Below are 10,072 nucleotides of genomic sequence, written 5' to 3'. Positions count from 1 at the left end.
GAATTTATGACTGAAGCGATTCGCGCCTCTAGGAAAGGCAGTACTTCTCCTTCTCTGCTGCCCCAGGAGAGTCCTCCCACAGAATCAATGCCACTGGCTGCTTGACAATCCCCCCCTGAACGCTTACCAATATTTTACCCCACCGTGTTTATATTTGTCGCCTCAAAGAATCTAATCGTTCTGCTGAAAGACATAGTGATTTTTGGATAGGTACTTATGGTACTTTTTGGGTTGAGTCGATGGATACTTTCTCGGAACTTGCCTTTTCTTTGATCCGCCTCAAACCCCAGAAAAACCCTTATTTCTCCAAAGGGTTAACGGCTATAAGCCTTATAAAGTAAGCTTTTTAACTGTCTGTCACCCCTTGAGAAGAGATAGTCTTTATGGCTCTTCCTTAGCATAATTTTTTGGTTCTTCCGAACTTACACTGTAGAAAATTCCTCAAGCTCCCTCTCTGCACAGCAAGGCTCTAAAGTTGATAAATATCAATCTAACAAAAATTCAAAGCCTTAGTGTACAAACTTTACAAGCATGAGTTGTTGATAGTTTTACATGACAGTTTCGGTAGAGCCAATTTTTTCCTCATCAAGAAACTACTATCAAGGCTTAAGTTTTCTTACCAGACTCAGTTAATTTATGGATTAGGTCAAGCTTTGTATCGAGAGCATCCCAGATATCCTATACTTATTTTACAGCGTTTCTGGTCAAGACGAAGTATAACCTAATTTGGTATCGACCATCGACTCCCCAAAAAGGAAAACTTTGTACATCATCATTAAGATAACTGCTATGACCATGAATAATTTTAAAATACTGCTCATCGGCTATGGTAATACTTTAAGAAATGATGACGGAGTGGGAGTGAGAATAGCCGAAATTATTGCCGAGGAGAATTGGCCTAATCTACAGGTCATCGCTACCCATCAATTGACTTCTGAGTTAGCAGCCGATATAGCTGATGCTTCCCTAGTTATTTTTGTTGATGCGGTCTTATCTAATCAAACCGATATCCGGATAGAAAAATTAGCAGCAGTTACCGAATGGAATAATTTAGGTCATGCAGAAAGTCCCGCTTCTTTATTAGCATTAACTCAAGCAATTTATCAACAAACTCCTAGGGCTTGGGGAATATTTATTCCTGCTATTAATTGTGAATTTGGTGAAGAATTATCAACAATAACTCAAAAGGGCTTGACAAATGCGATTAAAGCTATTAGGAAAATTATTACTTCTGAGGATTTGACTGAATACCAAAAGCAGGACTTTGATAATCTTCCGGCAGATAATTTTCAGGAATAGTGCTGTGATTGCCATCCCGGAGAGCCTTGTAGTGAGGAGACATAATTTCGATACCGACTTCGTTACATTTATCCTGAATATTTTGGTGTAATTCAGAATAAATATACACCATTTTGTTAGGATGATCGGTGTAGGCATTTAGCTGATAGCTGACATAAAAATCATCGAGACTGGTTTGCAAGACAAAAGGAGCAGGTTCTGAGACAATAAATTGGGTGGCTAAGGCTGCTTCTTTCAGGGTTGCGTGAACCTTACGCCAAGGTAAATCATAACCGAGAGTGACTGTGGTTTGCAAAATTAAAGGCTGTTTGAATTCCCTTTGAGAGACACTAAAGTTAATCACATTAGTGTTTAACAGCGATGAATTAGGAATCGTGATAATTCTATTAGCTGGTGTGCGAATACGGGTGACTAATAATCCTTTTTCAATCACATCTCCAATAACATCACCAATAGAAATTTTATCTCCTAGTTGAAAAGAGCGGGTATAGATGAGGATAATTCCCCCCACCACGTTAGCGATAGCAGAGGTGGAACCCAAGGAAAATAGTACCCCTAAAAATACCGACAGCCCCTGAAAAGCAGGAGAATTAAATCCGGGTAGATAGGGAAAAGCGATGACGATAGCTAAGGCAATTATCAGCAGTGACAGTAAATTATAGGTTGGTTTTGCCCAATCGGGATAGAAACCATTAATTACTAAATTTTCTCTTTCCAATCCAGTGAAAAATGGTTTAATTGCTCTCAACAGATAGTGAGTTATAAAAATAATTAGCAGTATAATAAAAATATTGGGTAAATATTTTGCTATCTCTTGGGAAAAAACTTCTAAAGCACTAAAAAAGTATTGTAGAAAACCATCACCAAATTTTCTAGTCCAGGGAAAAAGACGAAGGATAAAAGTTAAATAAAAATAGAGAATAGTTAAAATAATCAGAGTGCGGATAAATTGCAAAACTCTTAGGGAAAAAATTCCTATTGTCCTGGAACTAATAATCTCAAAATTTTGGAATCCCACCCCAGGAACTAGGGAGGTGATTAATCTCTGAATCTGGGGAAAAATCCGCGAAGATGTAAAAATCATCGCCCAGAAAATTAAAACCGTGGACAAGGTAGCACTTACCGTCAAAGCTACATCTTTTAAGAGTTTATCTGGTTGACGTTCTTGACGATAACGGACAATGGCTGCTTTAATCTTTGCTAAAGCTCGTTCAGCCAATACTTCTTGACTGACTGCGTGTAATTTAGCATCTCTAGAAGTAATAGTAGCGATAACCGTATCTCCCAAAATAATCGAAGGGTTTTTGTCTTCAGGATCGATTTTTATGGTTAAATCTTCAGGAGAAAGAGCATCGTCATCGGCAATTTTTTCGATTCTAGCTGTAATCGATTTCGCTCTTTCTTGCGCTGAAAAAGAACCTATTCCTTGCCGAATCTTAAAAAGTTCTTGATTATCAAGCATGACGGGAAAAACTTCTCCCAAAGTTTCCAGGGGTATTTCCTGTCCTTGTTTAGCAGGATTATTCTGGGCTGCTATCATGAAGACGGGGGATAACGTCAGTAACAAAACTAAACAAAACAGTCCTAGGTAACGCCAGATTTTCTTCATCTTCTAAGCCACAATTGCACAGGAGCGATCGAGTTTAATACCTCTTTTTTTCATCGTAGCATGGAATAGTTCTGTGGATAACACCTGTTCCACGGGATAAATCCCAGCTTTTTGGAGTTTTGCCCCTAAGATTAATTCTGCCACGCTGCCAGTTCCCCAACCCGCTGCTTGAGCAGTGTTCTCGTGAACCATAGTTGCTTGATAAACTGCTTTTTGCTGCCCTTGCCATCCGGCGACTTTTGCTAACATTGCTACCCCAATTCCCGAAAATTTATCGGTTACTTCTGTCATGCGATAACTAACTTGGGAAAAAAACTCGATTCCCCGAGAACTTTCTACCCAAGCATCGGGAAAAATATGGGCAGTAATCCAAGTTAAATGATTATAAAAATCGGGAATAGAACCAAATTTTGTGATCACATTTTCCACTGGAAAAGATTCGGCGAAAGTATAGGTTTCTGGCATATCAAACCAATAAACACCAGTTTTACCCAAAGGAGCGGGAAACTCAATTACTTCTCTAGCAGTATAGGGTTTAATCTCTTGCCATTTTCCCTCAATCCAAGCTAAAAAAGGCTTTTTTAAACCGAGAAAAGTTGTCCGCATCACAGTTAATCCCGCACCTCCTGAACCGGCTACGGCATAATTTAAACGGATCGTTTCTACCCTATCTAATTGTTCCACTCCCTCCCGCACTATACTATTAGAAATACCGGGAAAAATTCCCGTATTAACCACGGCAGTTATTCCCGCTTTTATTGCTAATTCTCGATAGGGAATTAACTTTTGATAAAAAGAACGATGATCACTAACATCAATATAATTGACTTTTTCTTCGATGCAAATTTTTACTACCCTGCCATCGCGATAATGAAAGGGACCAGCACAATGAATGACTAAATCACTATTTTTAATTGCCTGTCTAAGCTTGTCTATTTCTTCTAAATCTAAAGCCAAAAACTGCATTCTTGGCAGTAATTTAATCGCTTTTTCCTTGCGTCCAGTGATAATAACTTTAGCTGAAGTATGATTAATAATATCTAGGGCGACACTTTGACCAATGCGACCGGTGCCACCTAAAATTAAAACAGTTTTTTCCATGGCAACTATCAATAATATTTGTTGCCCTAGTATAGCATCCTCTTGGCAAGTTTGCCTATTTTCCAAGATGAAAATTTTAGAATAATCCCAACTTATTTAATGCGTCCGAGGGGCAAGAAAATAGTTAAAATCTCACCTTCTTCGGGTTTTTCACGCACAATAAATTTACCTCCCAAAGCTTGAAAAAGGTTTTTAGTTACCTTCATATTCAGACTTAAACTACCCGTTTCTGGTTGAAACATTAAGACCTTTCCTAAAGCTTTGAGGGTAAGATTAGGCGATTTTACCTGAGTTTGGAACTGCATTTTTAATTGATTTCCTGCCGTTGATATATGTACTTGCAACAGGCCACCACTAGCCATACTGCGAGTACATTTTTCCACGACTCCATTTAACATTTGATCCAATAAACTCGGGTCGCTAATTACCGAAGGCAATTTTTTCGGTACATTAACTTCTAAATTGACATTGCGCCGTTTAGCCTGTTTTTGCCACCGAGGAATACTATCTTGAAAGACTTTTTCTAGAGCAATTGGAATTAATTGAATTGGTTTATCTCCCAGAGGATTAATACCCAATTCTGCGGCTCGGAAAATTAATTCCATGCGCTGAATTTGTTCACTACATTCTAAATCGATTGTTTCTAAATATTTTTCTACATCTTCCGTTACTTTGGCCCGTTTTAACAATAATCTGGTAATGGTGCGAATGGTGGTTAAAGGAGTGCGAATTTCGTGGGTTAAAGCTCGCAATAATTCCAAATCACAACCCGATTCTAAATTAGAATTATCTTCCTTTGGGGGAGTGATTTCGCTATTGATAGACGATTTCGTTTTTTTTAGGTCTAAGTTAGACTGTTCGGGTAAATTTTGCAGTAATTGGCGGCTAAATTGGCTAACTAGACGATAATCTGGCGAGGGACTGCCATTAGCCTCGATAATTGCCTCTAAAGTCTCAATTTGCGGATAACGCAGATTAACTAATCGTTGCCGCAACTGCTGCCAAGCTTGCTGAGTGAGGACGGGATCAAAGGAAAATTGAAAAGAGGACAAACCCCACTGATCCTCGCCTAAAACCAGCAAAAGAGCGAAACTTTCGCTAAAAACCAGACAAAATCTTTCATTAGCAATCGGATCCGTTGGCAAGAGAGGCAATTCATGAATCTCTGTCGGGGAAATATCGGCGGCGGATTTCTCCTGAGAAGGCAATTGCAAACCCAGCCATTGTAAATGTTTTAAAGCTTTAACGGTAAAAACACCGAATTTAAAACCCGTTAAAGCCTTGCTTTCTCTGACTAAAGCCGTCGGACCGGAGAGAATTAAACCCCGACTGGCGGCATTATTTGGGTTTTGTAATAAGATATTTTCTAAAGATGCGATCGCTGCGAACCATTCACTTTCCGCTTTCAGTTGCGATCGCTTGAGCCATTCTGATAAATTAGGATAAAAAGCATTGGGGGTGAAAGTTTCCCGGTCCTGATGGTCAGTTGGCGGGAAAATATCGCTTAATTTCGGTAAAGACCCCTCTAACATCGTCTTCATCACTGACTAGATACAAATTCCTTACCTAGAATATTACCCCCGTCAATGCTCATCCCATAACGGTAAAACCGAACTCTATTGGCAGTGATATCCGCGTTTTGATAGCAGTTATCTTAATAGTGAGGTACAAAGTTTTCGTTTTGGGGAGTCGGTCGTCGATAGCAAATTAGGTTACACTTCATTGAGAATGCTCAGAAAGGCTGTCAATCTGCTTAATGATTTGTAATATAGGTTAGTCCAGTTGATTACCTATGCTGGTTGTGGGTTTAGTAGCTCAATTCAACCTCGATAAGTCTGATATTTAATTACACCTCCCGACTTATGTGTTTTTTTGTTACATTTAAGTATTTTTTTGTTTATCTATGGTTATCATAGGGCAAGTTAAATTGTTCCCGAATTATTTCCCTAACTAACCAATCTTTGATCCCAAACCCTTTTGCCTTGTCATTACGTCAATGGGAGGAACCATCGGCTCTTGTTTTGCCTGTTTAAGTGTTGCTTTCAAGCTAGGTAAACAGTTGAGTGGTGGTGATTTTCGAGCAATAGTTGGGGTCGGTTATTGACTATATTTTGCCGTGAGCAAATTCTGAGAATTAATCAGAACTAAGTGCGCTTGAGAACGTGGAGTTATTCCCTGTTCCTGCTGCCTTTTGTCTGTCTTCCGAACCCGTCGCTGCTGCGGATTTGAGGTTCATTTATCCTTTGTCTGAGAGAGAGTAAAAAATATGCTGCACATTCATATTCTTCAGGATACGTTTTTCAAGTCTTCCACAGCTTTTTCCGAAACCCTCAATAGTGGGCAAAAATTCTTAATCAAAGCGGGAACTAAATTACCAATTAAATCTTATTTTCGCCAAAATAATCATTATTCTGTCAAGTTAGCCGCAGAACAAGGTTCAGTGGGGAAAGCGGGATTTTTCTTTGATGATCATGTACAAGTAGAAGAAATACGGGGCGTTTGGCTCACCAATGTTGACAGTGATATTCTCAAGTCTAAAGATAACCTAAAAGCTGGGTTGGAAAAACTTAAAAATTTAGGATTTAATACTCTTTATCTAGTAGTTTGGAACAAAGGCTATGTGTTTTTTCAATCACAAATTGCTGATAATGTCTTCACTGCCGATAAGGAAAAACTCAAAAAAGTCAACCTTGAAAAAGAGTTAGTCGGTAGAGATCTACTAGCAGAAATCATTGAGATTAATCAGACAGAAAAGTATAACTTTCGGATTATTGCTTGGTTTGAATATGGTTTAATGGTTCCCCCAGCTGCTCCCTTATTTGCCCAAAAACCAGATTGGTTTATGCTTACTCATCAACAGAAAAATACCGTTGATGGTGATGGGAATTGCCGCTTAAATCCCGCTCATCCTGAGGTTAAAGATTTTTGGGTTAGTCTTATTCGTGAAGTGGTTAAAAACTATGAAATTGATGGTATTCAATTAGATGATCACTTCGCTATTCATCACGCAAAATTCTTGCCTAATGGTACTAAAAATTTTGATTTTAGTATGGGTTTTGACTCCTTTACCATCAAACTTTTTCAAGAGGACACTGGTTCAGTTAGTCCCTTAAGTAATCCCCAATTAGCGAAATTTAAAGATTGGCGCAAGGAGAAGTTAACTCAGTTAGTGCGATTGATTTTTAAAACCATTAAAGCGGAAAAAGACGATTGTATTCTCTCCATTTCTCCCAATCCTTTACGATTTTCTGTTGATCATGCTTTAGCTGATTGGGAAGCATGGGAAAAGGAAGGATTAATTGAAGAACTAGCATTACAAGTTTATCGTCCAACTGTCCCTATTTTTGAAGGCGAAATCGATAAATCAGAGGTAAAAGCAGCGCGGGAGCATATTCCCACCGTCATCGGTATTCTCACTGGTTTAAGACCCAGTGATAGACGAGTAAATTTCCAATTAATTCAAGCACAAACTCAGGAGACTCGTGAGCGAGATTTTGCTGGTTTTGCCTATTTTTTCTATAGCAGTTTATTAGACCATATTCCCACCACAGAAACCGTGGCTGACAGGGAGAAAAAATTGGCTCAAATTCTTGCTACAGATCAATTTGTTTAATTTATTCTTTGAGATTCAAAATTATCCATAAAAGGAGATAAATTCATGACTCAATCTTCCCTTTCCTTGAATAGCATGGCTACAAAAACTGAAAAATTTTTGCTAAATAATCCCTTCTGGTTTTTGCTATTTCTAGTCGGATTGGTGGCTTTTCTACTGCTTGCTAATATTGCCATTTTTCCCTCATTAACTCTGAAAGGAGATATTGCCCTAGATAAAATTTTCATTGGCACAATTGCTATTGTTGCGGTGGTGGAACGCAGCGTAGAATTATTTATTGCTGCTTGGCGTAATCCCCAGAAAGAGGTTTTAGAACAAGAGATTAGTCCTTTGAAAAATATTGCCGATCGAACGGAGGAACAAGAAGCACAATTAATCTCAAAACAAAAAGAGTTACTCCAGTACATAACTCTAACCAAAAAATATGCTCTCCTCTTAAGTCTTGTCTTTGGTTTTATGGCAAGTTTTACAGGGATTCGTATTCTAGAACCTTTGGTAAATATGACGACAACCAAACCTGAGCAAATCGCTACATTCTATAAATTAGATTTAGTTTTGTCAGCCTTAGGTATTGCCACAGGAACTAAGCTATTTCATGGTTTGCCCGCTTTAGTCTCTGATACCATTACTGCCACCAGAGGGCAAGTTAATAAATAGTTAACTGTTATCAGTAAGTCACGAAACATCAATAACTTCTAGATTTCCTAGTTATAAAAACTGGGAAATTTGCTGTTGAATCAATTTCAAAAGTGTTTAATAAGAAATGTTAAATATTTGCCAATTATGTCGAGGTTTATGAGAGTATAATAGCTGTACGAAAAATAGTCAAAATTTGACTATCCTCAAGAGGTAAATTAAATATGGAAATTTCGCAAATCTGTCTTGACTTAATTAAAAAATGGGAAGGATTTCGTGCCAATGCTTACTTAGATCCAGTGGGAATACCTACTATTGGTTATGGAACGATTCGTTATCCCAATGGGCAACCTGTGGAGTTAGGAGATATTGTCACCGAAGCAGAAGCGGAGGACTTATTAAAATTAGAAGCTGACGATTTTGCTGAGTTAGTTACCAAAAAAGTAACAGTAGGACTCAATCAGAATCAATTCGATGCTCTAGTTTCTTTTTGCTACAATGTCGGTGGTGGGGCGTTTCAAGGAAGTACCCTACTGAAAAAACTTAATAGTGGTGATTTTACTGGAGCGGCAGAACAATTTTTAGTTTGGAATAAAGCAACACAAAACGGAGTGAAAATTGTTTTAGAAGGTTTAACTAATCGTCGCCGTGAGGAAAAGGCTTTATTTGAAAAATCTGGAAGTGAAGGAAAACCTTTAGACAAGCCTGAACCCTCCTTACAAGCTCAAGTTGATTGGTTAGAGGGCTATCGAGACAGAAATAATGATGATACGATTATTGTGGCTCGAAAAGGCTCTGATGTTATAGAAATTTTGACTGTAGAAAGCCCGGATAAAGAGGACTTAATTACCGTCATACGTCAATATCCTAATGCTAAAAATTTCCTCATTGCCCCCCAGGAAAAACAAGTACCTGCGGGGGAAAGAATCTTAATTCAAAAAAGGGAATTTGCGACAATCACAAAAGTTGATGCACCCCCCTCATTGGATAATCAACTTTTAATAATTGGAATGGGAGCAGACGAAGATACTCCCGCCAGTTTAAAGCAAGATATTGAGGAATTGCAGGTACGTTTGCGAGATTTGGGCTACTATCAAGGGGAAATTGACGGCAACTTTGGTTCAGGAACGGATCAAGCTGTTAAAGCTTTCCAAGCCAAATTTTTTGGAGCTAATGAAGCAGATGGCAAAGTCGGACCCCTGACTTGGAAAAAACTGTGGGAAGGAAATCCAGTTTCTGTAAGTACTCCTGTCGGCGTATCCAGTCCGGGTAAAAATTATCTTAAATTAACCAAAACCAACAAAAAAGATGAATTTGGTTGTTTCGTTTTAAAAATGGAATACTTTAAAGATGGACAACTGAAAGACAGTCTTAATGTGTGTTCTGGTACGCCATCGAGACAGATTTTTAAGACGGCTACCGCTAGTGTACCTAAATCATTTGAGCCGCTACCAGAAGGGTTATGGCGAATTGAGAATATTAAATGGGCAGGGGGTCCTGCACACAAAGATGATTACTCTGGAAAATTTGTATTTCGAGATCCTGGAGTTGGTCCAGTGTCAACGCCTTTAACTTATCAAAAGCCCAATTCAACCCGTAGAAGTTTTATTGAAATTCACATCGACTGGAATCGCCGCAAGAAGTCTCCGGGTACCGCAGGATGTGTGGGAATTTATACGATTGGCGATTATCAACGTTTTGTTCGTTGGCTTCGGGAAACTGACCCACGAGACTTTTTTGTGGATTGGGGTTTAGGAACTTGTCCCAAACCCTAGCCTATCTTTAACAAGGGGCAATTGAATTGTTTAATGATG

Annotated in this window: 7 protein-coding genes; 4 read left to right on the top strand and 3 right to left on the bottom strand. The window is 38.7% G+C overall.

Annotated features, from left to right (window positions below; translation table 11 throughout):
• Window positions 1-795 precede the first annotated feature (795 nt).
• Entirely contained in the window at window positions 796-1,299 is a 504-nt protein-coding gene (locus IQ224_RS06660) for a hydrogenase maturation protease (protein ID WP_002742522.1), read from the top strand.
• Here the strand turns inward: IQ224_RS06660 and IQ224_RS06655 are convergent.
• From IQ224_RS06655 to IQ224_RS06645, 3 genes are all read right to left on the bottom strand, one after another.
• On the bottom strand, window positions 1,226-2,908 hold the full coding sequence (locus tag IQ224_RS06655; RefSeq protein ID WP_036400122.1) for a mechanosensitive ion channel family protein: 1,683 nt from the start codon (window positions 2,906-2,908) through the stop codon (window positions 1,226-1,228). The genes IQ224_RS06660 and IQ224_RS06655 overlap by 74 nt on opposite strands.
• Window positions 2,909-2,911: 3 nt before the next feature.
• Window positions 2,912-4,009 (bottom strand): saccharopine dehydrogenase family protein, encoded by a 1,098-nt coding sequence (locus IQ224_RS06650; protein WP_002742516.1) that lies wholly within the window; start codon window positions 4,007-4,009, stop codon window positions 2,912-2,914.
• A 92-nt stretch (window positions 4,010-4,101) separates the two neighbouring features.
• Window positions 4,102-5,541 (bottom strand): sensor histidine kinase KdpD, encoded by a 1,440-nt coding sequence (locus IQ224_RS06645; protein WP_036400119.1) that lies wholly within the window; start codon window positions 5,539-5,541, stop codon window positions 4,102-4,104.
• A gap of 734 nt (window positions 5,542-6,275) precedes the next feature.
• Here IQ224_RS06645 and IQ224_RS06640 point away from each other — a divergent pair.
• From IQ224_RS06640 to IQ224_RS06630, 3 genes are all read left to right on the top strand, one after another.
• Complete coding sequence (locus IQ224_RS06640) at window positions 6,276-7,622, top strand: glycoside hydrolase family 10 protein (protein ID WP_194032740.1); 1,347 nt, start codon at window positions 6,276-6,278, stop codon at window positions 7,620-7,622.
• Between the two features lie 45 nt (window positions 7,623-7,667).
• Window positions 7,668-8,279, top strand: coding sequence for a hypothetical protein (locus IQ224_RS06635; protein WP_194032739.1), 612 nt, complete (start codon window positions 7,668-7,670; stop codon window positions 8,277-8,279).
• Window positions 8,280-8,482: 203 nt separating this feature from the next.
• Window positions 8,483-10,033 (top strand): glycoside hydrolase family protein, encoded by a 1,551-nt coding sequence (locus tag IQ224_RS06630; protein WP_194032738.1) that lies wholly within the window; start codon window positions 8,483-8,485, stop codon window positions 10,031-10,033.
• The last annotated feature ends 39 nt before the right edge of the window (window positions 10,034-10,072 follow it).

Source organism: Microcystis sp. LEGE 00066 (genome assembly GCF_015207925.1).
Lineage (GTDB): Bacteria > Cyanobacteriota > Cyanobacteriia > Cyanobacteriales > Microcystaceae > Microcystis > Microcystis ichthyoblabe_A.
This window is presented reverse-complemented; position numbering and strand designations above follow the sequence as displayed.